Genomic DNA, 22568 nt, shown 5'->3' on the forward strand with positions numbered 1-22568 from the left:
AGCTTATTGAATAGAGTATTGATTGCAACAAAGTATTGGCTGAAGTCAGCTCACATCCGAATAATCCCTCGTCTATCCGACGAACCCTTTACCCCCGCTATCGCGGGGGCTTTTTTTATCCGACTTAATCCTGCGATAGAGCTTATTGCTCCGCTTTTTTATCCAAAGCGCTCAGCAATTTGTTATGAATCCCACCAAAACCACCGTTACTCATCACTAGAATGTGATCGCCCAGTTGTGCTGTTTTCACGATCATATCGACTAACGCATCAATATCAGCACTCCAATGTGCAGGCTGAATACAAGCTTCGGCCACTTCCACTACCTGCCAAGGGATATGCTGCGGCTGGAACAGGAACACTTCATCCGCACGGCCTAATGAAGGTGCTAACTCATTTTTACATAGCCCTAATTTCATGGTGTTAGAGCGTGGCTCTAAAACAGCCAAAATACGCGCAGTTCCACCCACTTTACTGCGCAGTGCCGCCAGAGTGGCAAGAATAGCGGTTGGATGGTGAGCAAAATCATCATAAACCGTGACACCATGAGCTTCACCCCGCAATTCCAGCCGGCGACGAGCATTAATAAAATCACCCAGTGCCTTGCAAGCATCGGCGGGTAAAACCCCGACATGACGGGCGGCAGCGATCGCCATCAAACCGTTATGCATATTGTGTTCACCCACCAGTGACCAACTGACCTCGCCCACTAATTTATTATCAAGGAACACTTCATAAACACTGGCATCGGTCGATACTTTGCGCGCCGACCAACTGCCAGTTTCGCCGACCAACTCTTGCTCACTCCAGCAGCCCATCGCCATCACTTGCTTCAGGTGATTATCATTATCCGGCACGATGATTTTCCCTTTCCCTGGCACTAAACGTACCAGATGATGGAATTGCTTCTGGATAGCTTTCAGATCGTCAAAAATATCCGCATGATCGAACTCAAGGTTATTCATAACCAGCGTTCTTGGGCTGTAGTGAACAAACTTAGAGCGCTTATCAAAGAAGGCGCAATCATATTCATCAGCTTCAATGACAAAGAATGGGCTATTACCTAAACGTGCTGATACATCAAAATTACCCGGCACTCCGCCAATGACGAATCCCGGTTCATAACCACAGGCTTCCAGAATCCAGGTCACCATACCCGCAGTGGTGGTTTTTCCGTGTGTACCCGCCACCGCTAATACCCAACGCTCTGGCAATACATGGTCATGTAACCATTGTGGGCCGGAAACATAAGGGATGCCTTGCTCTAATACTGCTTCAACACAAGGGTTACCACGGCTCATGGCATTACCAATGATCACTAAATCCGGGGTGGGACTCAGTTGAGCTGGATCATATCCCTGAATTAAATCGATCCCTTGATTCTCCAGCAACGTGCTCATTGGTGGATACACGTTAGCATCCGCTCCTGTCACTTCATGACCTAATGAGCGGGCCAGCATTGCCAGGCCGCCCATAAAAGTGCCGCAGATACCTAATATGTGAATGCGCATAAATTTTCCGTATTAATAAGCTTCGAGTTTGTAACCATTCTACCGCTCAGAATCAAAGAGAAGAAATGGAATTGCCTATGAATCATTCTCACCTTTGGGCTACACTGCTGCCATCAGGTGTGTTGTTTGTTAATAAATCGATATTTAACCGTAGATCCAGGGATTGAGTCATGAAAACGTTAGGCGAATTCATCGTTGAGAAACAGCTAGACTTCTCTCACGCCACCGGCGAATTAACTGCATTACTTTCAGCAATCAAACTCGGCGCGAAGATTATTCATCGCGATATCAACAAAGCAGGTCTGGTTGATATTTTAGGTGCCAGCGGTGTTTCCAATATTCAGGGCGAAGACCAGATGAAACTGGACTTGTTTGCCAATGAAAAATTAAAAGCGGCCCTAAAAGCGCGTGGCGAAGTTGCCGGTATCGCCTCCGAAGAAGAAGATGATATTGTTATCTTTGATGGTGGCCGGGCAGAAAATGCCAAATATGTCGTTCTGATGGATCCGCTGGATGGTTCTTCAAATATCGATGTGAATGTATCCGTCGGTACTATTTTCTCCATCTATCGCCGCATTACCCCATTTGGTACTCCGATTACCGAAGCTGACTTCCTGCAACCTGGCACTAAACAAGTTGCCGCAGGTTATGTCGTCTACGGTTCTTCAACTATGCTGGTCTATACCACAGGTTACGGTGTCCATACTTTCACTTATGATCCGTCGCTGGGCGTTTTCTGTTTATCCGGCGAAAAAGTGCGTTATCCCGCAACCGGTTGCATGTATTCCATCAACGAAGGGAACTACATTAAATTCCCATTGGGTGTGAAGAAATACATCAAGTACTGCCAGGAGCAAGACGAAGCCACCAAGCGCCCGTATACCTCACGCTACATTGGTTCACTGGTTGCCGACTTCCATCGTAACTTGTTGAAAGGCGGTATTTATATTTACCCAAGCACCGCTAGCCACCCACAAGGGAAACTGCGTTTACTGTACGAATGCAACCCTATGGCCTTCTTGGCAGAACAAGCCGGTGGTAAGGCGACGGATGGGGTGAACCGCATTTTGGATATCGTGCCAGAGAAACTGCATCAGCGCGCACCTTTCTTTGTCGGTACCAAATCCATGGTGGAAGATGCGGAAGGTTTTATTGCCAAATTCCCGGATGAAGAAGCCAAGTAATTTGGGTAAATACAGTTAAAAAAGAGAGCAGCGGCCCCTAAGCCGCTGCTTTTTTATGCTCCAACCGCCAACTCATGATTGTGCAATTTAAACACTGCCATGCTGGCTGACAATGCATTGGCTTGCTCTTCTAATGATCGCGTCGCTGCGGCGGCCTGTTCAACCAATGCGGCGTTCTGCTGGGCAACCTGATCCATTTGCGCAATAGCTACATTCACTTGCTCAATACCGCTACTTTGTTCATAACTTGCGGCTGAGATCTCACGCATCAATGCCGTTACTCGGCTAACTTCATCAGCGATCTCATGCATGGTTTTCCCTGCCGATTCGGCCATGTCTGCGCCCTCCTTCACCCGACTTTGCGACTCAACAATCAGATCTTTGATCTCTTTCGCCGACTGCGCACTGCGTTGTGCCAGATTACGTACCTCACCCGCAACCACAGCAAAACCACGCCCCTGTTCACCGGCTCTGGCGGCCTCAACCGCAGCGTTAAGTGCCAGAATATTAGTCTGAAACGCAATGCCATCAATTACGGCAATAATATCGGAGATACGGCGCGAACTTGTGGTAATTGCCTGCATCTTATCAACCACATGACTCACGGCCTCACTGCCCTTATTGGCAATATCCGATACACTCATCGCCAAGCGATTAGCCTGATCCGAGTTTTCAGCATTCATTTTTACGGTTGAGGTCAACTGCTCCATACTGGCCGCAGTCTGTTCCAAAGAAGACGCCGACTCCTCTGTACGTTCAGCCAAATGACTGTTACCGACAGCTAATTCCCGCGAGCCAATACCAATCTGCCCACCCACATCCCGTACATTACTCACTGACGCCACCAGCGATTGCTGCATCGTCTGTAACGCCTTTGCCAATCGGGCCAATTCAGTGTTGCCCTCACTATTGATACTGTGAGTTAAATCACCAGCAGCTATATATTCCAACTGATGAATTGATTGCACCAACGGCTGCAAAATAATGTATTTGAGCGCAAACCATGCCAGTACCGCAGAGATCAACGTGATCACCCCTGCAGCTATAATGATCGTCAGTTTAATTTTGGCGGCATTGTTTGCGTTGGCGATTTGCAATTGACCAGCATCCAGTGCATAGCTGCGAAAGGCAGTGACATCATTGTTAAAGGCTTTACTAATGTCGGTAATACTCTTTTCCAATACAGCGTAATACTCGTCAGCATACCCCGCCTTGATCGCGGTCAGCATGGGTATTACGCCCTTATCAATATAATTTTTATAACTTTTCTGGATATTTATCGCCAATCCCTGCCCGTCTCCCCGGTCAGATACCGCACTGACAAAACGTGCCATCTCTTTTTGCGATAATGCTAGTGAACCTTCAGCCTGTTTTGCCGTTTGTAATGATTCCTCAATCAGGCCAATTTCTAACTGATGGATCGCCAGAGCTGCTTCAGTTCTGGCGCTTAACGTGGCATTAAAGCTATTAGATAGAGACCCCAGCTCCTCCCCCTGGATTTGATTTATTATTTGCAACGAGCGCGAACTTTCCTGAATTGAATTAATCCCGATAACACTGACAACTAATAAAATCAACGACATAAAGCTTAGCTGGGCAATAAGCCCATTCTTAATGGTAATCTTTTTTAACATCGGTTTTTTTCCGGTTATGTGCAAATGGTTAAGATTACAAAGCGTTAGCATTACAGCGGACGGTCTTATTGTTTGATTAAGTTATCGGCTATACATATGTCAGCTTGAACTCTCACCGGAAAAACAGCTCAAAATAGATACATTTAGCGAATGACGGGATTTTATCTCACTGAAATGGCCCTCACTCAGGCAATCTCACCGCTATCTGACAGTGAAAAGGGCGGGAATTCACAAAAGAGTTGGCTATAATAGCCAGCACTCCATTTCTGGTTTGATAAAAGGAAACCGACATGAGCTTGAACCAAGTACCCGCAGGTAAAGACCTGCCAGAAGATATCTATGTAGTGATCGAAATCCCTGCGAATGCGGATCCGATCAAATATGAAATCGATAAAGAGACTGGCTCGCTGTTTGTAGACCGCTTCATGTCTACTGCCATGTTCTATCCATGTAACTACGGTTATATCAACAACACCCTGTCATTAGATGGCGACCCGGTTGATGTACTAGTGCCAACACCGTATCCGTTGCAACCAGGTTCCGTGATTCGTTGCCGTCCGGTTGGCGTGTTAAAAATGACTGACGAAGCGGGCGAAGATGCCAAGCTGGTTGCGGTTCCACACAGCAAACTGACCAAAGAATACGACCACGTTAAAGATGTAAATGATCTGCCAGAACTGCTGAAAGCGCAGATCAAACATTTCTTTGAACATTACAAAGACTTGGAAACAGGCAAGTGGGTGAAAGTGGATGGTTGGGAAGATGCCGCCGCAGCTAAAGCCGAGATCCTGGCCTCTTTCGAACGTGCGAAGAAGTAATTTCCCGTTTCGCATGCCAAAAAGCGCCTCTTGAGGATGCTTTAAGCGCGAAAAGTAAAAACACCGCCCTGTGAGCGGTGTTTTTTTTGCTAATAACAGCTTAATTTTATGGCTTGTCGCTCTCTTCATGGCGTTTTAGCCAGTCGCCACTGTAGATACGTGGCACACCTTCGAGCGGTAAGCGATAAAGGTATATCCACGCGCTACCATAAGGCGTCTGAATCAGCTCGCGCCGGTAATCCTTAGTATTACTTTTAAGTTCATCTAACTCATTCATAATAGATGAGTTAATCCGATAAACCTCACAATGCACAGTACCGTCTCCGGGGATAACCGCCGGATAATGACCTAAGTTGTACATATCAAAGCCTTCAAGGTCATGTTCACCCAACCACTGGGCGTCCGTCATCCAATGACTATTACCTTGCTTGCGCCGTAAACTACCGTAGACAATAATTCGCATGGTTAGAACTCAAACTGATAAAGCACATCTAATGCCTGATCAATACCAGACACCGCTTCCAGATACAACCTTGGCATCAATCGATAACGTAATGTTAACGTCGCCAGCGAGTCAAATATACCCACACCGTATTTTACTTGCAGGTCTTTAGTGACATAACCACTTACCACGACTTGTGAACTATCACCGACTCCCTGCGTATCTAGTGCCAGATTACTGACACCAAATGCCTCGCCGATTTTACCCACAAGTTTACCGCTCTGCGCAACCCCCATGCCAATAAGCATTGAGGTCATCATGCCACTGTCAGCCCCCGAATTACTCAACCCCTGACCACGCAACAGGTATGATAACGCCTCCTGCTGTGACATAGCCGGATCCGAGAACACTTCTAGCCGTGGAGCATCAGCCATCCCGGTAACCCGCACACCAGCAGTAACACCGTCTGCCGTAGCATCTGGATTTCGTATCGCTTCAATATTGAGTAGCGGTTGATCCGGCGGGCCGGAGAACAGCAATATCCCTTTATTGACAATTAAATCCTGACCATAAGCACGGAAGCTACCCGACGGAATATTAATTTGCCCGTTCAAGCCCAACCCGCGCTGATCCTGGATCATTTTCAAATTACCTTGCAAACGGGCTTTCAAACCAAATGCATTCAGACGCACATCATTACCTACCCGAATCACCAGATTACTGTTGATTGGAATACTGGCCGTCCGTGGGGAGATAGGTTTCAGATCGTTATTGAGCATCACCTCATCTGATGAGACACCCACCGCATTTTCCGGCACTTCCTGCACCGTTATCCGCGCCCATGGAATATCAACCGAACCATTGAGGGTGAACAACTGCGGTGTCGCTTCAAAAACAATGTCCGGTGAAACATCAATCCGTACCATTGGTGGGATCGTAACCCGCAACTTATTGCCTTTTGCGGCGATTCGGGCACGCCAGGCATTGATATCACGCCAATCGGCATCACCGGAGAGATTGAGCTGCCCTTGAGAAGTCCGAATTAACCCCTCCAATGTTGAGGTCATACCGTCGAAGTTCATCACCAGACGCCCTTCGGTAATATCAAATGGCATCCAGCTACCATCAACATCGACATCGACATTATCCAGCGCCAAACGACCAAAGACTAGCGGGCTCTTCGCATTCCCCCCTAAACGCAGATTGGCGTTTAATGTGCCAGCGGCTTTTTCACCATCACTCAGTATCGGGTTAATCATTGCCAAAGAAATATTACTGATAGCAATGTTACCGGACAAATTGCGCCGCCCTTGTGGATCAGCAACCTGAACCTGCCCGGAGAACTGGCCGTTATTCACCAGTTTAATCAACCAATCAGCCCGCACTTGCCCATTGGTTAGGCCACCATTGAGATTCAGCGTTTCAAAAGCAATCGGTAACGGGTTACCTTGCACTACTTGCTGCACTTTAACCCCATTGCCACTGAGCGATACCCGTACATCTGGCAGGTTACCACCGGCCGTCCAACTGACATCGGCCCGGCCAGTGAACACGCCACTCATGGTGGTATCCGGCCCAAGGAATGGTTTTATCATCGCTAAATCAAAGCGATTGAGAACCACACTCGCCTGCCCACTCGGGCCAGCTTCAATGGCCCGAGGAACACAAAGTTCTGCATTTGGGTTAAGCCAACAGTGGGGTCCGATGGTGACCCGCTGTAAGCTATTTTGGTAATCCAATGCCATCGCACGGCTTAAACGCCATTCACCTACCGGCGTATCGAAACGCGTGTTATTAAGCGAACCGCGCCAACGTTCTTGTTGGCGATCGAAGCTCCCATCCAGCGCCAACTGACCGGAAACTGGTTCCCCTTGTATATTCAGGCGCACCTGATGCTGTTTTTCGCTACCTCGGGCATCTAGCGTCAATAAACTTACAACCAACTCCGCTTGCTTGAGTTGCTCAACCCTAACGGCCAACTGACCCTGAATCTGATCCGTGGAGCGAACGTCGCCATCAATCTTAATCCGGTTAATGGTCAGTTCCTGCCATTGCAGGCGGCTGGCGGTGAGGTCCACTAGCAGTTGTGGTGCTGTAAGGTTGCCGCGCAATTTCAGCGCCCCTTTCATCACGCCTCCCAATCCCGGTAACGCACCATCAAGTTGTGGCGCATCCACAGTGGCATCGAGCTGCCAGGTGTCACTAAGGTTGCCTCTCACATCTAACCTATTACGGCCCAATGCCAGATTAATGCCCGGAATATGCCACTGGCCTGCCGCATTCCCTGTCAGGGAGCCACGGGCCGTCACACGGTTTTGTTTCACATTCCCGTCCAGTGCCAGCTCCGGTACTTGTAATTGCCAACTACCACCGTGGATACTGCCACGGGTGACAATTCTACCATCCAGTTTTGCTGGCCACTCCGGCCACTGCTTCGCGGTGTTAATACCCGATAAGGTTAATACCGAGTTCCAACTGATTGCTTTACTCCAATCCACTACGCCAGTCAGGTCAGTGTTACCTTGCAATGCCGCCAGACGTAAACGGGTCAGATTGAATTGCTCAACACTCCCTTTACCGTCAAGAGTGAACACTGCTGGTGGCAGGTCAGTGCCTTTAAAATCAGAACGGATCGAGAGTGCGTAATCTGTCGCCTGCCCATTGAGGCGCATTCGAAGATTATTAATTTGATATTGAGGTTCGCCACTCAACGGCCAACGCAGTTGCTTGCTTTGTAGAGTTAACGCCAGTGGCAAACCAGCCTGTGCCAGCGCAGTTTCTGCATCCAGTTGCGCGCTCACCGGGCCTGACAGATTGAGTGCCACGTTGAGTTTTTCACGCAGCGCACCACCGACAGTTAATTTTACTTTTTCGCCTTTCAACGGCTCAATGTTCAGCGCACTATTGATGACCATACTCACTGGCCACTTATCGGCCAGCGTGGCGTCACCCTGTGCTGACAGCCCACCCTGTGGCGATTTAATCTCCAGCTTATCCAGTGTTATTTGGTTTTGTTGCGTGCTGGCTTGCAGCAAAAGACTACTGATAAGTACGTCGGTATCACCTGTAAGCCGGAGTTGTTGCCCTGAGATCTCTTTAATCTGTAAATCCAGCGGCAACCGGAAGTCCGGCAATTCTGGCAGTAACGGTTTAGCAAACAGCGCTTTTAACGTTTCACCTAGCGGAGCTTCCTGCTCTGATGGCGCGGCTGCCTGTTGCTCAACCGCTTCTTTTACCGCGATAGCCGTTTCAACCGCAGGTTTAGCCGCATCCGGCACCATCGCTGGCACCGTTTTTGGTAAAGCTATCAATAACCCACTGATTTTGGTCGGCATTAGTGCCAGTGCGCGCTGTTGCCAATGTGCTCCAGTGCGGAATTCATCCAGTGAAATCGCGGTGTCATCAATAGTTACTTTGACATTATTCAGCGACAGCATACGCAATGTAATGGGGTACGGAGTACTAAGTTCCCCCATCGGTTCACTACTGGCAGGAGCAGGGGCCGCAGGCGGCATGGCGTTGGTATCCACCACCACATCAATATCTTGTGCCGTCAGGGCATTAATGCACAACTCACTGCGTTTTAGACAAGAGAGCTGTAATGAAAGATGGAACTGCCCTGCTTTAACAGTGACACCCGGCATTTGATATTGAATGCCTTTTAAGGTGAGGTCACGCCACCCCCCACTGACACTGGCGATATCCAGCCCGGGAACCCAACGTGCGGCACTGTTTATCACAAAATGTAGACCACTGGTGGTGCCCAACAAACCCGCCAAAGCCCCGACCAGCAGCAGGATAATGAGCAGAAATGCGATACTGAGTCTCTTTATCCACCTCCCTCCCTTTACCAACATCATAGTTCAGGCCCCAAACCGATATAAAATTGCACGCCACGTGCTTCGTTGTCACCAATAGGTTTGGCGATGTCTAGCTTGATCGGACCGACCGGAGAAGCCCAACGGACCCCAACCCCGGCGCCAGTTTTGAAATCGCTCTTGCGAATATCGTTAACCGCTTCACCCGAGTCGACAAATACAGCCCCCCACCATCTTCCGGTAACGTTATATTGATACTCAAGCGTACCGGTTGCCAGTTTAGAGGCACCGGTTAATTTACCTTCGCTATCGCGTGGGGAAATATCACGGAATTTATAGCCACGAATACTGCGATCCCCACCGGCGAAGAAACGCAGTGACGGCGGTACCCGGTCGAAATCATTGGTTTCAATCCAGCCTAAGTTACCCCGAACGACAAAACGGTTCTTCTCACCCAAAGTACGAATCCACACGTTTTGCGCTTGGAATATGGCGAAATCGACATCTGACCCCCATGTGGTATCAGACACATCAATAGAATAATTCTGACTATCCCCCCACACCGGCATAGCACCGCCGCGCTGACGGGTACGGCTGATGTTCACCCCCGGATACAGCAACATGGTGGTATCAGTGACACTACCTTGAGTAAAGTGATCCAAACTCCAACGCAGGTTAACTGAGCGCTTCCAACCACTGGACAAATCCCAGAAACGGGCAACGTTCAGGGTGGTTGTGTCAGATTTTGTATCATTCAGATCGGTGCGTTTGAACCCACCCTGTAACAGGTAATACTGTTCCAGCGGGTTTTTTAACAGTGGGATTCGATAGCTGAAATCCAGCGTCTGTTCGGGCGCGGAAAGTGTAGTACTGGTGGTTAGACTATGCCCGTAGGAGTTCATCCACGGCTTACGCCAACTGGCCGTCAGACGTGGACCGACATCGGTCGCATAACCGCCCCCCAATTCAACCGTATTTTCGGTACGTGGAGTGACGACCGCATCCAGTGGCAGGACTTTGGTTTTTCTCGCGTCGCGAAAATCCGGTGAAACCACCACCGAGTTAAACCAGTTAGTCGCAGCCAGACGGCGGTTCAATTCGGCCAGTTCATCAGAAGTATAAAACTCACCTTCATGAAAGGGCACCAAATTTTGCAGAAAATCCTCACGGATTTGCGAGCCTTGGAAGGCTACTTTACCAAACCGGTAGCGCTCGCCACTGTCAAAATCAATATCCCAAAAAGCTTTGCGCAACTCAGCGGCAACACCCAACTGGCTTTTGATCATATTGGCGTCAAAATAACCACGGCGTAACGCTAAGCCCGTCAGTGAACTTTTGAAATTATCAAAATCACCATGATTGAGGACTGAGCCAATTTTAGGGGTATCGCGGCGTACCAATGATAGATAATCAGGATCAGTTTTCGCCCCACCTTGCAGCACAATATCAACACCAGCAATCAAAACCGGTTCACCAGGAATCACTTTGGCAATTAAAACGGAACGTGCAGGTGCCGGGCGCGGCTGCAAATCAAAGGTGATGGTGGGGTCGTAATAACCTAACGCGCGTAGCCCCTGACGAATGGCGTCATCCACCCTTGAGCGGAAACGGCCATCGGACGTCACTTCATCCGTACCAATTGTTGATAAACGCGCCCTGACGTTTCTCTCTAAATCCCCGCTAAGACCTTCGACCTGCAACCGCACATTGGCAGCGTAGGCAAGAGGTGTGGCGAGCAATACGCACAAAAAACACAAAATAGGGTATCGTGGCACGCGTACTCCTAATTAATTTTATACCTGCCATCTTCCAAATTGCAGGTGTATTGGCAACTCTCATTACTCGACCTGACCTCTGCAAGCAGCATTTAAATCTGCTCCCAGCAGATTTGTCATCCGAATCACTTACCCTATAAGCTCATCAGGGTTCTCTCCCTTGCCGCTTTACCGCATCTTGAAACCTATTGGGTATATTTTCCTGTAAAAACGATCTGACGGACTTTTTATCACTTACGCAATCATTCCGCACTTAAAGACCGATTTAAACCTGTTATCCCTAAAACTCCACCTTAAGCCGATACATTAACGCAGAATGGCTCTTATTGTGTGCAAACTCGCAATCAGATACAACTGTCTATACCTATTCACTGTAAACATCTTGTTATTAATTTACTGTAAACTTCAAATTCACTGTAAACATTGGAGCCTATTTTGGTGCAAAATTTTGACAAAACTGCCGTCATTGATGCGGCGAATGCCTTACCCGGGCGAATCACACCAATGCCAGTCGCAACTCTCCATGTGGTGAATGGGCATTCCATGACACATATCCCTGACGGAATGGAGATCGCTATCTTCGCCATGGGTTGCTTCTGGGGGGTTGAGCGCCTGTTCTGGCAACTGCCTGGCGTCTACAGTACTGCCGCAGGTTATTGCGGTGGCTACACACCAAACCCAACCTATCATGAAGTTTGTAGTGGCCGCACAGCCCATGCAGAAGTGGTTCGTGTTGTCTTTGATCCGGCCATCATCAGCTATAAGCAACTATTGCAGATTTTCTGGGAAAATCACGATCCCGCCCAAGGAATGCGTCAAGGCGGAGATGTCGGAACACAATATCGTTCAGCCATTTACGTTTTGACACCTGAGCAGCAAGTGCAAGCTAACGAGAGCAAAGCCTTGTTCCAGCAAGCCATGGAGCAAGCGGCTGATCGCCGGTTGATTACCAGTGAAGTGGCGGTTGCACTACCGTTTTACTATGCAGAGGATGACCACCAGCAATATTTGCACAAAAATCCACATGGATATTGTAACCTTGGCGGTATTGGCGTGTGTATGCCGCCTGATTTGTAAGGTTGCCCACGCTCTTATCGCTGCGATTATCCCCAAATTGCGTAGAGTTGCAGGTTGGCAGCAAGGGAATGACAAATCGCTTGGAATGCGGTTTGAACAGCATTTATGCTAGCCCACAGGGGGATTTCAAGCATGGCCGGAGTAATGAACCTAGCTAACTCCGCTGCAACTTAAAGTAAGACGGGTTATACTATTCGGGCTGTTCACTCGGCCCGATGGCGGCTTTCTGCCGTTATCTTAAATTTAAACAGTATTTTTTAATTCAAACAAATGTATGGCCTTCCTTACGATCGCCGGCGCGATTGTCGGTACGACACGGACAGATTATGTTAAACAGTATTTTACTGATTCTTTTTTTAATTGCGGTGAGTGCCTTCTTCTCATTATCAGAGATTTCACTGGCAGCTTCGCGCAAAATTAAACTAAAACTTCTGGCAGATGAAGGCGATATCAACGCCTTGCGGGTACTTAAATTACAAGAGACTCCGGGGATTTTCTTCACTGTGGTCCAGATTGGCTTGAATGCCGTCGCCATTCTGGGGGGTATCGTCGGTGATGCTGCGTTTTCCCCCTCCTTTAAATTGGTGTTTGAACGCTTCATGTCACCAGAGCTTGCCGACCAGGTGAGTTTCATTTGCTCGTTTGTTCTGGTCACCAGTTTATTTATTCTTTTTGCCGACTTAACCCCGAAACGCATCGGTATGATTTCACCTGAAGCGGTTGCCGTTCGGATCGTCAACCCGATGCGCTTCTGTCTGATGATTTGTCGCCCACTAGTTTGGTTCTTCAATGGGATGGCGAATCTAATCTTCCGACTATTCAAGCTGCCAATGGTACGCAATGATGACATCACATCAGATGATATCTATGCCGTCGTGGAAGCAGGTGCATTAGCCGGGGTGTTACGTAAACAAGAGCATGAATTGATCGAAAACGTCTTTGAACTGGAGTCACGTACTGTTCCTTCGTCGATGACGTCACGTGAAAGTGTGATTTATTTTGATCTGCGGGAAAGCGAAGACAGCATAAAAGAGAAGATTTCGACCCACCCACACTCTAAATTCTTGGTATGTGATGGTCATATCGATCAAGTTGTGGGTTATGTCGACTCTAAAGACTTGCTGAACCGGGTATTAGGTAACCAGAGTCTGGTACTGAGCAGTGGCGTGCAAATTCGCTCAGCCCTGATTGTGCCAGACACATTGACACTCTCCGAGGCGCTGGAGAGCTTTAAAACCGCCGGTGAAGACTTTGCCGTTATCCTCAACGAATACGCCCTGGTGGTTGGTATCATTACCCTGAATGACGTGATGACCACGCTGATGGGGGATTTGGTCGGTCAGGGGCAGGAAGAGCAAATTGTTGCTCGTGATGAAAGTTCATGGCTGATTGAGGGCGGTACCCCGATTGAAGATGTAATGCGAGTGCTGCATATCGATGAGTTCCCGCAGTCTGGCAATTATGAAACCATCGGCGGCTTTATGATGTATATGCTGCGCAAAATTCCCAAACGCACGGATTTCGTCAAATATGCCGGCTACAAGTTTGAAGTAGTCGATATCGATAGCTACAAAATCGATCAGCTACTGGTGACTAAACTCAGTGACCTACCAGCCCCAATACTGCCAAAAGCCCCACACGAAAGCAGTGATGCCTAATGAAAGTTTAAATCAGTCATTATTTAAAACATTAGCGGCCCCACAATAGGGGCCGCAATTAATTCTGTTCAGACTAATGTCATACCCAAAGCAATTATGTAAGAAGGGTATCAGCCTGCAAACGCATCACCTGACGATTAACCTCTGACATCACCTCAAAGTGGCGTTTATCCCTAACTTTCGGGATTAAAATCTTACCTTTGTCAAACTCAAAAGCCCCCATATCTTTGATATATAACCTCCCTCGGAAAAGCGTTTTGACATACATCGCCACTTTAGCCGGATTGTAACGTTGGAAGATCCTCATTTTTTTACTTTCCTCCCATGACATCAATACGCTCCCTCTGGTGCCTTAGCGACCAAGATCACAGGTAACGTAATATAATTGCAGAGTAATAGACCTTGAGTATGGGCTTTAGTTCCGCCAAAACCAGTCATTGCTGCTGGATTTACACAAAATTACAGGGTCATATAGATAAAATGAGACTTAATTACAGAATAACCATCTAGTCAGTGTCAGAAATAAATACTGTAGAGAAACAGGACAGACCTCTGATCTGCACCTATTATTGGAAAACTGATGCCCAATAGGTTTCAAGATGCTGGCAAGCGGCAAACACAATCTGCCAACACAGCTGCAATTTGAAAGACTACGGGTAGACCTGCATGCAGGACTTAGTACCCGACATTACCCATAAGATCCCACAAGGACATGCCATGATAAAAAATAGCCTGCTGATACTGTCACTACTACTCACACCACTAATGGCCTGCGCTCACTCCCTACAAATCAACCAGCGGGTACCGCCGGTGGGTGTCAGCGATAAAGGCGAATTAAATTATGATAAAGCTACTGATCAGTTTAGCTACAAAAACTGGAATAGCTCGCAACTGCCCGGCAAAGTGCGGGTGATCCAACATATTGCTGGCCGCACCTCGGCAAAAGAGCTGAATGCCCCGTTAGTGGAAGCCATTAAGCACGCTAATCTGCCACACGAACATTACCAAACGACGACAATCGTCAATACTGATGACGCCATCATCGGCACGGCAGTGTTTGTGCGTAACAGCATTGAAAGTAATAAACGCGACTTTCCCTGGTCACAATTTGTGGTCGATAGCGACGGGAATGTCAAAAAGGCCTGGGGTTTAGCGGAAAAGGGCTCGGCGATTGTGGTATTGGACCCACAAGGGAATGTGAGATTTGCCAAAGATGGCGCATTGACACCGGAGGAAGTACAGCAGGTGATCGATCAATTGCACCAACTGGTGAAACAGTAATCTCCCCTTAAGGTTTGAAGCTGCAGGGAATTCGCTGCGGGCACTCACCCGAATCATATGATTCGTTTGCGTGCCACCTCCCTGCAACGCCACACTCTTTGGCTATGTGGTTAGAATAAAGACACTCTAAAGCCGGGGTTCAGGAAAGATTCACGTGGGGTATAAGAGAGTGGTTTACCCTGCCAATCGTGAACCAGTGCTCCGGCAGCAATGGCTACTGCATGCCCGGCGGCAGTATCCCATACATTAGTAGGCCCAAAGCGCGGGTACAGTTGCGCCTTCCCTTCCGCCACCAGACAAAACTTGAGTGACGAACCGACTGATATAGTCTGGTGTTCACCTAATTGCGACAAATAATCTTCCAATTCAGCATCACTGTGAGAGCGACTGACTACCACTAACGGCGGTAGTGCAGCACGCACCTGAATCTGCATGCGCCTGCCACACTCCTCTTTCCACGCCTGGCCGTTTTCAGCGCTGTACATCACTTCAGTCACTGGGGTATATACCACGCCAAGCACCGGTACTCCTTGGTCAATCAACGCGATATTAACGGTAAACTCGCCATTCCGATGTAGAAACTCTTTAGTACCGTCCAGCGGATCAACCAGCCAGTAGCGCTGCCAGTGTTGACGTACCGCCCAAACCGGCGGATCTTCTTCAGATAACAGTGGGATATCGGGAGTCAGTGCCGCCAATCCGGCTTTGATAATCTGGTGAGCGGCAAGATCAGCCGCTGTCACTGGCGAATCATCTTTCTTATGGGCCACATCAAGGGGTTTATCCCCCTGATAGACCGCCATAATCGCCACGCCTGCCTCGCGGGCCAACTGGCAAATTTGCTCTAACATCATCCACCCCTTGGTATTATGAGTCATGCCGGATACTGATAATGGCTGTTTAAATCGATAGTGATTGTTTAGGCCAATAGTGATTGTTTAGACCAATAGTGGCTCGCGCTACTCGTTCGCCATATATACAGTTTAGAACGCAAACGTAAAAATTAATTATCTAAGCCCAATAGATTTCCAGATGAAGGCAACAAGTGCCACCAGCAGACCTGCAAGTTACAAGATAACGGGGATATGCCCTCAATCATCAGAGTTGCAGACTAATAAGATTCCTACCAAATAGCCATCAATGTCGGTAACTTCCAATAAAATCAGTGGGATTAACCTGCCACAACTGTGAACTTCTGCGCGTTATCCTAGGGCGTTTTCTGCCAAACTTCACACTTTGTTGTAGCAATTAATTAAAGTTACATATTCTTTTGCGATACATGTCGAATAGATTTTAATGGAGAAAGCCATGATCACGCGTCCGCTGACGTTATCTCTTCTTGCCAGCCTGATTGCTGTCGCGACTTCAATGTCTGTAGCAACTGCTGCTACCGTTGATTTGCGGGTATTGGAAACCACCGACCTGCACAGCAATATGATGGATTTTGATTACTATAAAGATAAACCTACTGAAAAGTTTGGTCTGGTGCGCACCGCAAGCCTGATTAGCGCAGCCCGCCAACAAGCGACTAACAGTGTACTGGTGGATAACGGTGACCTGATTCAAGGCAGTCCGCTTGGTGACTATATGGCAGCCAAAGGATTGAAAGCCGGAGAAATTCACCCAGTCTACAAAGCAATGAATACGCTGGATTATGCCGTGGGGAATATCGGTAACCATGAGTTTAACTACGGTCTGGACTATCTGAAGAAATCGCTGGCTGGCGCAAAATTCCCCTATGTGAATGCCAACGTGATTGATGTGAAAACCGGTAAGCCGCTGTTCCAGCCTTACCTGATTGTCGACACACCAGTGCAAGATCGTGAAGGTAAAACCCATAACTTGCGCATTGGTTATATTGGTTTTGTCCCGCCACAAGTGATGATATGGGATAAAGCGAACCTGAGCGGAAAAGTGACCGTTAACGACATCACCGAAACAGCCAAAAAATGGGTACCGGAAATGCGCAAGCAAGGTGCTGATTTGGTGGTGGCTATCCCGCACTCTGGGCTTTCCAGTGACCCTTATAAAACCATGGCGGAAAACTCAGTTTATTATCTCAGCCAGGTGCCGGGGATTGATGCCATCATGTTCGGTCACGCCCATGCCGTTTTCCCCAGTAAAGATTTTGCCGCCATCAAAGGTGCTGATATCGCTCAAGGCACCTTAAATGGTATTCCGGCTGTGATGCCGGGCCAGTGGGGTGATCACCTGGGGGTGGTTGATTTCGTCCTGAATAATGATAAAGGCCCATGGCAAGTTACTGGAGCCAAAGCTGAAGCGCGCCCGATCTACGATAAAACAGCACAAAAATCGCTGGCAATCGAAGATGCCAGTCTGGTGAAAGTGCTCGCAGCAGACCATCAGGGTACTCGTGACTTCGTCAGTCAACCGATCGGCAAAGCATCAGATAATATGTACAGCTATCTGGCACTCATCCAAGATGACCCGACAGTGCAGATTGTGAACAATGCTCAACGCGCCTATACCGAACACTTTATTCAAGGCGACCCCGATTTAGCCAATCTGCCGGTACTCTCTGCCGCCGCCCCCTTCAAAGCCGGCGGGCGTAAAAATGATCCCGCCAGTTTTGTTGAAGTGGAAAAAGGTGAACTGACCTTCCGTAATGCCGCCGATCTCTATCTGTATCCGAACACTCTGGTGGTAGTGAAAGCCAGTGGGGCGGAAGTTAAGCAATGGTTAGAGTGCTCTGCCGCACAATTTAATCAAATTGATGTGACCAACAGTAAGCCACAGTCGTTGATTAACTGGGATGGCTTCCGCACTTATAATTTTGATGTTATCGATGGCGTGAAATATGAAATCGATGTCAGCCAACCTGCGCGCTATGACGGTGAGTGCGCACTGATCAACGATAAAGCCGAACGGATTAAAAACCTGACATTTAATGGCAAACCTATCGATCCGAAAGCCACATTCCTGATTGCGACCAACAACTATCGGGCTTATAGCGGTAAATTTGCCGGTACGGGTGACAGCCATATTGCATTTGCTTCTCCTGATGAAAACCGGGCGGTACTGTCGGCTTATATCAGTGCTGAAACCAAGAAACACGGGCAAGTTACCCCACAGGCTGATAATAACTGGCGTCTGGCAACGATCGACAGTAAGCAGCCACTGGATATCCGCTTTGAAACGTCACCAAGTGCTAAAGCCGCTGAATTTATCAAGCAAAAAGCGCAGTACCCGATGAAAGCACAAGGTACTGATGAAATTGGCTTTGCCGTTTATCAAATCGACTTACAGAACAAATAATCTCGGATAACAGCGCTTCAACGCGCTGTTACTTTTCACAAGTACCTCTTTGTGGTTATATCGCAATCTATAACATGTATTTATTATGCATGTTATAGGCGTTTAACTATTCAATGAGGTGTCATTATGGATTACCGCAATCAGTCTCTCGGTGCCCTGGCTATCGCTATTCCACGAGCCACAAAATTATTCCGTCACCACCAGCTCGATTTCTGCTGTGGTGGTAAACAGACACTGCTACGCGCAGCCAATAAGCTGAACCTGGATATCGATGAGCTGGAAGCACAACTGAGTGCCTTGCAATCCGAGCCTCAGTCATCTGAAGATTGGCAACAGCAGTCGCTGGCTAATATCATCGATTTTATTATCAGCCGCTACCATAACCGCCATCGTGAGCAGTTACCGGAATTAATTCTGATGGCGGAAAAAGTTGAACGGGTACACGGCGAGAAACCAGCCTGTCCGCGTGGACTGGCGGTTGAACTTACTGCAATTTTAGAAGAGCTAACCCAGCATATGTACAAAGAGGAACAAATTCTGTTCCCAATGATAACCCGTGGTATGGGGTCTCAGGCTGGTGGGCCAATATTTGTGATGGAAGCGGAACACGATGCAGTTGGGCAGCAGCTAGAAGTGGTAAAACAGTTAACACAAAATGTCACCCCACCAGAAGGAGCCTGCAATACTTGGCGGGCACTCTACACCGGTATCAATGAATTCATAACTGATCTAATGGAACATATTCATCTGGAAAACAATTTGCTGTTCCCGCGCGCGCTAAAAGGCGAATAATCTCGCTATTGGTCATGGCCGGCATCAATAAATGCAAAAGGGCGACATCACGCCGCCCTTTCTGGTTTCACCGCATGCAGAAATTACAGAATTTCCAGCAGTTCCACTTCAAACATCAATGCGCTGAAAGGTGGAATAGTCGCACCCGCGCCACGCTCGCCATAAGCCAGGCCGTGCGGGATGTACAACTTCCACTTAGAACCTACTGGCATCATGGATAAGGCTTCAATCCAACCAGGAATAACACCACTGACCGGGAATTCTGCTGGCTGGCCACGTTCAACTGAGCTATCAAATACCGTACCGTCAACCAGACGGCCCGTATAGTGCACACGAACACGGTCCTGGCGGGATGGGATCGGGCCTTCGCCAGCCTGTAACACGGAGAACTGTAAGCCAGACTCAGTGGTGGTCACATCATCACGCTTGGCATTTTCTTCTAAGAAGGTTTTGCCTTCTTCTACCAACGCACTCTGGCGATCAACACGCACTTTATCAGCCTTTTCGTGCACTTCTTGTAGTGCGCGATGTATTACATCAACCGGGACGGTCGGTGCATTCCCTTCCATCGCGTCACGCAAACCTGCCAACAGTGCTTCTGGCAATAAACCTTCCAGCCCGGACTCTTGCAATTGCTGCCCGATTTGTAAACCAATTCCGTAGCTCGCTTGCGCTTCAACGCTATCAAAAGAAGGGGTCGTCATGGATTTTCCTTTAGTCACTCATCATATTGAAGCTGCCAGCATAACAGCAGCAGGGGAGCGCGGTAAAATCTTGCGTCGTGAATGATGACTTTTGTCGAAGAAAAAGAAACAATGACACCCCGCGCGTGGACCCCGTTGAATGGCTCAAGCCAGTGATTCGGGTAATTAAAAGCACCCAACAAACCGTAGTTTGGAAGGTAACGGGGATAAAGGTATATACTTAGAAGCCTATGGGGTTACCGCCCATATTTAATTTTATGTTGTTTTACGTTGTTGAAGAGAGGTTACCATGGGCAGAATCGCGCCCAGGAGAAGGAAGAATAATCGGGTTTATCAACCACTGCTGCACACCTGGCTGACGATTAGGCAGAAGATCATGCCGGATTCTAAAGCTGCCGATGAGCAAAACCTGATGTCTGAAATCAGTGCGCCTGAGCACACAGCCTCTGCGGAGAACGTTGTTACTACCGAAGATAGCGTTTCTGCAAACGTTAATGTGCCCCCTGAATCCGTGGCAACCGCCACAGCAGAAAAAGGGATCAAAGGTCTGCTGCTGAAAATCTGGCATTTGCCGGACAGTTTCGAATGGATGGAACCTTTGCCTCTGTTCCATCGCCGCTGGGTTATTGTCGCCACCGCTGTATTGCTGCTGGCACTGCTGTGGCCCGCATCGCGGGATAACACCAACCTTTCCTTCCCAGTGAGCGCGCCGTCCAGCAGCGCGCCACTACAAGCCCAATTACAGGGCAATCTTGATGCTCCGCCACCTCCAACGGTGGCGTCTCCCGAACCCGAACCACCGACTTTGACGCAGGGAAATTGGCAAAGTTATCAAATTCAATCAGGGAAAACACTGGCACAGTTATTCCGTGATAATAACCTGCCGGTCAATGAAGTTTTTGCGATGGCACAGGTTGAGGGTAGCGATAAGCCATTGAGTAATCTGAAAGCTGGGCAAGAAATCAAAATTATGTTGGACGCTCAAGGTGTAGTTGCCGCACTGGCCATTGAAACCACCAATAATACAGAAGTGCTGTTTACCCGGCAGAGCGATGGCAGTTATCGTCGCGACCGTTAATCGCCGTTATCCATAGCCACTTTTGTCCTGCCCGTTACCTTCTTTGATATTGTCACGTCGTCTCTTCCGAATTAGGTTGTTTTCTGGATGGTTAACGCCATCCACCATTGATAACCACATTCATATACCCAATAGATTTCAAGATGCAGCCAGGCGACAAGCGCATAGAACCCGATGAGCGTCCCCAAGAGTCATGACTATCGCCAACACACCAGCAGCCTGAAAGATAGCGGGGACAAATAAAGGGAGTGACTATGATATGAAATACAAATTACCTTTTTTAATGCTATTCACCTCGTTTGGTACCTTAGCTCAGTTGCATTGCCCGCCAGTGGATACAATTAAACAGATTGGTGGAGTTTACAGTGCACCTGCGGCAGGTAATGAAGAATGGGTTGGCATATTACAAGGTACCCTTCCACCAAACAGTTCAGTTAAAAATTTTAGTGAAGCGCTGATCATCATTGATAGTGATAAAAACAATATCGTTGGACAGGGTGAGTTTCAAAAGTGTACCTATAACTTGCAGGCGCAAGGTAGGCAGATAGATATGTTCTACGGTAATAAAACTTGGTCAGTATCGGTCAATGGGCAACCACTCTGGGTGTACCAACAAAATCCTTTTCTAGAAATTTACCAGTGTTCAGGTGTTGCCGCCGAAGAGTGCAAGTTTGAAATTTTAGCGGCGGGTTAAGCTTTTAGTGTTGAGCCAAACATGCAGATGGCTATTTTCATCAACCACCAGATAGCAAAACGCCAGCACGAGGCTGGCGTTTTAGCAGGTTAACAGCAGCGTAACTTACGCTTCTGCAACCACGATCACGTTCAGTTTAGCGAACACGTCGCTGTGTACCTGGAAGTGAACTTCATGATCACCTGTGGTACGCAGAACGCCATTCGGCAAACGAACTTCGCTCTTGGTAACTTCAACGCCAGCCGCAGTTACTGCGTCAGCGATATCACGAGTACCGATAGAGCCGAACAGTTTGCCTTCATCGCCAGATTTAGACGCGATGGTGACACTGCCCAGTTCGTTAATTTTGGTTGCGCGAGCTTCAGCAGCAGCCAGAACGCCAGCCAATTTGGCTTCCAATTCTGCACGGCGTGCTTCAAAGAACTCTACGTTTTTCTTCGTTGCCGGAACAGCTTTACCTTGTGGAACCAAGAAGTTACGAGCATAGCCCGCTTTAACGTTCACTTGGTCACCCAGGCTGCCCAGGTTTGCTACTTTATCAAGCAGAATAACTTGCATTACCTTATCCTCTCAAAGTCGTTAATGGACAGTGGCCGATTACTGATGACGATCAGTGTACGGCAACAAAGACAGGTAGCGTGCGCGCTTGATACAACGGGCGAGCTGACGCTGGTATTTTGCGCGAGTACCGGTAATACGGCTCGGGACAATTTTACCACTTTCAGTGATATAGTTTTTCAGCGTAGCGATATCTTTATAATCAATCTCTACAACGCCTTCCGCGGTAAAACGGCAGAACTTGCGACGACGGAAATAACGTGCCATTT

The 22568-nt window shown here is 48.2% G+C and carries 19 protein-coding genes; 9 read left to right on the forward strand and 10 right to left on the reverse strand.

Going from position 1 to position 22568, the window contains the following annotated elements:
- Nucleotides 1-142 precede the first annotated feature (142 nt).
- The gene (gene mpl / locus V1953_RS18890; protein WP_083160933.1) at nt 143-1510 is read right to left on the reverse strand and encodes a UDP-N-acetylmuramate:L-alanyl-gamma-D-glutamyl-meso-diaminopimelate ligase; all 1368 of its coding nucleotides are present in this window, start codon (nt 1508-1510) and stop codon (nt 143-145) included.
- A gap of 170 nt (nt 1511-1680) precedes the next feature.
- Between mpl and fbp the strand changes: the two genes are divergently transcribed.
- Nucleotides 1681-2694 (forward strand): class 1 fructose-bisphosphatase, encoded by a 1014-nt coding sequence (gene fbp, locus V1953_RS18895; RefSeq protein WP_083160935.1) that lies wholly within the window; start codon nt 1681-1683, stop codon nt 2692-2694.
- Nucleotides 2695-2747: 53 nt separating this feature from the next.
- Here fbp and V1953_RS18900 read toward each other — a convergent pair whose 3' ends face one another.
- Nucleotides 2748-4328: a methyl-accepting chemotaxis protein gene (locus V1953_RS18900; RefSeq protein ID WP_442848197.1), complete on the reverse strand. Its 1581-nt coding sequence runs from the start codon at nt 4326-4328 to the stop codon at nt 2748-2750.
- 290 nt (nt 4329-4618) lie between these two features.
- Between V1953_RS18900 and ppa the strand changes: the two genes are divergently transcribed.
- Entirely contained in the window at nt 4619-5146 is a 528-nt protein-coding gene (gene ppa, locus V1953_RS18905) for an inorganic diphosphatase (protein ID WP_083160937.1), read from the forward strand.
- A gap of 106 nt (nt 5147-5252) precedes the next feature.
- On the opposite strand, the gene V1953_RS18910 is transcribed toward ppa, so the two are convergent.
- The 3 genes from V1953_RS18910 to tamA are packed head-to-tail and all read right to left on the reverse strand — an operon-like array spanning nt 5253 to nt 11181.
- On the reverse strand, nt 5253-5609 hold the full coding sequence (locus V1953_RS18910) for a gamma-glutamylcyclotransferase family protein (RefSeq protein WP_083160939.1): 357 nt from the start codon (nt 5607-5609) through the stop codon (nt 5253-5255).
- 2 nt (nt 5610-5611) lie between these two features.
- Nucleotides 5612-9445 carry an autotransporter assembly complex protein TamB gene (gene tamB, locus V1953_RS18915; RefSeq protein ID WP_442851342.1) on the reverse strand — a complete coding sequence of 1278 codons (3834 nt, stop codon included), beginning with the start codon at nt 9443-9445 and terminating at the stop codon, nt 5612-5614.
- Nucleotides 9445-11181, reverse strand: a complete 1737-nt coding sequence (gene tamA / locus V1953_RS18920; RefSeq protein ID WP_102970484.1) for an autotransporter assembly complex protein TamA — start codon at nt 11179-11181, stop codon at nt 9445-9447. The genes tamB and tamA overlap by 1 nt, the downstream gene beginning before the upstream one ends.
- A 438-nt stretch (nt 11182-11619) precedes the next feature.
- On the opposite strand from tamA, the gene msrA reads away from it, so the two are divergent.
- Complete coding sequence (msrA, locus tag V1953_RS18925) at nt 11620-12258, forward strand: peptide-methionine (S)-S-oxide reductase MsrA (RefSeq protein ID WP_102970485.1); 639 nt, start codon at nt 11620-11622, stop codon at nt 12256-12258.
- A gap of 326 nt (nt 12259-12584) precedes the next feature.
- Nucleotides 12585-13916, forward strand: a complete 1332-nt coding sequence (locus V1953_RS18930; RefSeq protein ID WP_083160941.1) for a hemolysin family protein — start codon at nt 12585-12587, stop codon at nt 13914-13916.
- 94 nt (nt 13917-14010) lie between these two features.
- Here the strand turns inward: V1953_RS18930 and V1953_RS18935 are convergent, their stop codons facing one another.
- The gene (locus V1953_RS18935) at nt 14011-14223 is read right to left on the reverse strand and encodes a DUF1107 domain-containing protein (RefSeq protein WP_032906682.1); all 213 of its coding nucleotides are present in this window, start codon (nt 14221-14223) and stop codon (nt 14011-14013) included.
- Between the two features lie 410 nt (nt 14224-14633).
- On the opposite strand from V1953_RS18935, the gene V1953_RS18940 reads away from it, so the two are divergent.
- Nucleotides 14634-15197, forward strand: a complete 564-nt coding sequence (locus V1953_RS18940; protein WP_083160943.1) for a YtfJ family protein — start codon at nt 14634-14636, stop codon at nt 15195-15197.
- A 110-nt stretch (nt 15198-15307) separates the two neighbouring features.
- On the opposite strand, the gene cysQ is transcribed toward V1953_RS18940, so the two are convergent.
- Nucleotides 15308-16048 carry a 3'(2'),5'-bisphosphate nucleotidase CysQ gene (cysQ, locus tag V1953_RS18945; RefSeq protein WP_420072802.1) on the reverse strand — a complete coding sequence of 247 codons (741 nt, stop codon included), beginning with the start codon at nt 16046-16048 and terminating at the stop codon, nt 15308-15310.
- A 445-nt stretch (nt 16049-16493) separates the two neighbouring features.
- Between cysQ and V1953_RS18950 the strand changes: the two genes are divergently transcribed.
- Nucleotides 16494-18473, forward strand: a complete 1980-nt coding sequence (locus V1953_RS18950) for a bifunctional 2',3'-cyclic-nucleotide 2'-phosphodiesterase/3'-nucleotidase (RefSeq protein WP_442851200.1) — start codon at nt 16494-16496, stop codon at nt 18471-18473.
- A 126-nt stretch (nt 18474-18599) separates the two neighbouring features.
- Complete coding sequence (gene ytfE / locus V1953_RS18955; protein WP_083160949.1) at nt 18600-19265, forward strand: iron-sulfur cluster repair protein YtfE; 666 nt, start codon at nt 18600-18602, stop codon at nt 19263-19265.
- A gap of 83 nt (nt 19266-19348) precedes the next feature.
- On the opposite strand, the gene V1953_RS18960 is transcribed toward ytfE, so the two are convergent.
- Complete coding sequence (locus V1953_RS18960; RefSeq protein WP_083160951.1) at nt 19349-19969, reverse strand: peptidylprolyl isomerase; 621 nt, start codon at nt 19967-19969, stop codon at nt 19349-19351.
- Nucleotides 19970-20258: 289 nt separating this feature from the next.
- Between V1953_RS18960 and V1953_RS18965 the strand changes: the two genes are divergently transcribed.
- Nucleotides 20259-21047, forward strand: a complete 789-nt coding sequence (locus V1953_RS18965) for a LysM-like peptidoglycan-binding domain-containing protein (RefSeq protein WP_372568578.1) — start codon at nt 20259-20261, stop codon at nt 21045-21047.
- 259 nt (nt 21048-21306) lie between these two features.
- Entirely contained in the window at nt 21307-21741 is a 435-nt protein-coding gene (locus V1953_RS18970; RefSeq protein ID WP_442848200.1) for a DUF3757 domain-containing protein, read from the forward strand.
- Between the two features lie 105 nt (nt 21742-21846).
- Here the strand turns inward: V1953_RS18970 and rplI are convergent, their stop codons facing one another.
- Nucleotides 21847-22299 (reverse strand): 50S ribosomal protein L9, encoded by a 453-nt coding sequence (gene rplI, locus V1953_RS18975; RefSeq protein WP_005186343.1) that lies wholly within the window; start codon nt 22297-22299, stop codon nt 21847-21849.
- 39 nt (nt 22300-22338) lie between these two features.
- On the reverse strand, nt 22339-22566 hold the full coding sequence (rpsR, locus tag V1953_RS18980; RefSeq protein WP_002210155.1) for a 30S ribosomal protein S18: 228 nt from the start codon (nt 22564-22566) through the stop codon (nt 22339-22341).
- Between the last annotated feature and the right edge of the window lie 2 nt (nt 22567-22568).

This window comes from Yersinia sp. 2541 StPb PI (genome assembly GCF_052217145.1).
Lineage (GTDB): Bacteria > Pseudomonadota > Gammaproteobacteria > Enterobacterales > Enterobacteriaceae > Yersinia > Yersinia enterocolitica_E.

Coding starts and splice junctions, on each gene's coding strand:
- mpl (WP_083160933.1), bottom strand. CDS start 1,510: ATGCGCATTCACATATTAGGTATCTGCGGCACTTTTATGGGCGGCCTG.
- fbp (WP_083160935.1), top strand. CDS start 1,681: ATGAAAACGTTAGGCGAATTCATCGTTGAGAAACAGCTAGACTTCTCT.
- V1953_RS18900 (WP_442848197.1), bottom strand. CDS start 4,328: ATGTTAAAAAAGATTACCATTAAGAATGGGCTTATTGCCCAGCTAAGC.
- ppa (WP_083160937.1), top strand. CDS start 4,619: ATGAGCTTGAACCAAGTACCCGCAGGTAAAGACCTGCCAGAAGATATC.
- V1953_RS18910 (WP_083160939.1), bottom strand. CDS start 5,609: ATGCGAATTATTGTCTACGGTAGTTTACGGCGCAAGCAAGGTAATAGT.
- tamB (WP_442851342.1), bottom strand. CDS start 9,445: ATGTTGGTAAAGGGAGGGAGGTGGATAAAGAGACTCAGTATCGCATTT.
- V1953_RS18930 (WP_083160941.1), top strand. CDS start 12,585: ATGTTAAACAGTATTTTACTGATTCTTTTTTTAATTGCGGTGAGTGCC.
- V1953_RS18935 (WP_032906682.1), bottom strand. CDS start 14,223: ATGAGGATCTTCCAACGTTACAATCCGGCTAAAGTGGCGATGTATGTC.
- V1953_RS18940 (WP_083160943.1), top strand. CDS start 14,634: ATGATAAAAAATAGCCTGCTGATACTGTCACTACTACTCACACCACTA.
- cysQ (WP_420072802.1), bottom strand. CDS start 16,048: ATGTTAGAGCAAATTTGCCAGTTGGCCCGCGAGGCAGGCGTGGCGATT.
- V1953_RS18950 (WP_442851200.1), top strand. CDS start 16,494: ATGGAGAAAGCCATGATCACGCGTCCGCTGACGTTATCTCTTCTTGCC.
- ytfE (WP_083160949.1), top strand. CDS start 18,600: ATGGATTACCGCAATCAGTCTCTCGGTGCCCTGGCTATCGCTATTCCA.
- V1953_RS18960 (WP_083160951.1), bottom strand. CDS start 19,969: ATGACGACCCCTTCTTTTGATAGCGTTGAAGCGCAAGCGAGCTACGGA.
- V1953_RS18965 (WP_372568578.1), top strand. CDS start 20,259: ATGGGCAGAATCGCGCCCAGGAGAAGGAAGAATAATCGGGTTTATCAA.
- V1953_RS18970 (WP_442848200.1), top strand. CDS start 21,307: ATGAAATACAAATTACCTTTTTTAATGCTATTCACCTCGTTTGGTACC.
- rplI (WP_005186343.1), bottom strand. CDS start 22,299: ATGCAAGTTATTCTGCTTGATAAAGTAGCAAACCTGGGCAGCCTGGGT.
- rpsR (WP_002210155.1), bottom strand. CDS start 22,566: ATGGCACGTTATTTCCGTCGTCGCAAGTTCTGCCGTTTTACCGCGGAA.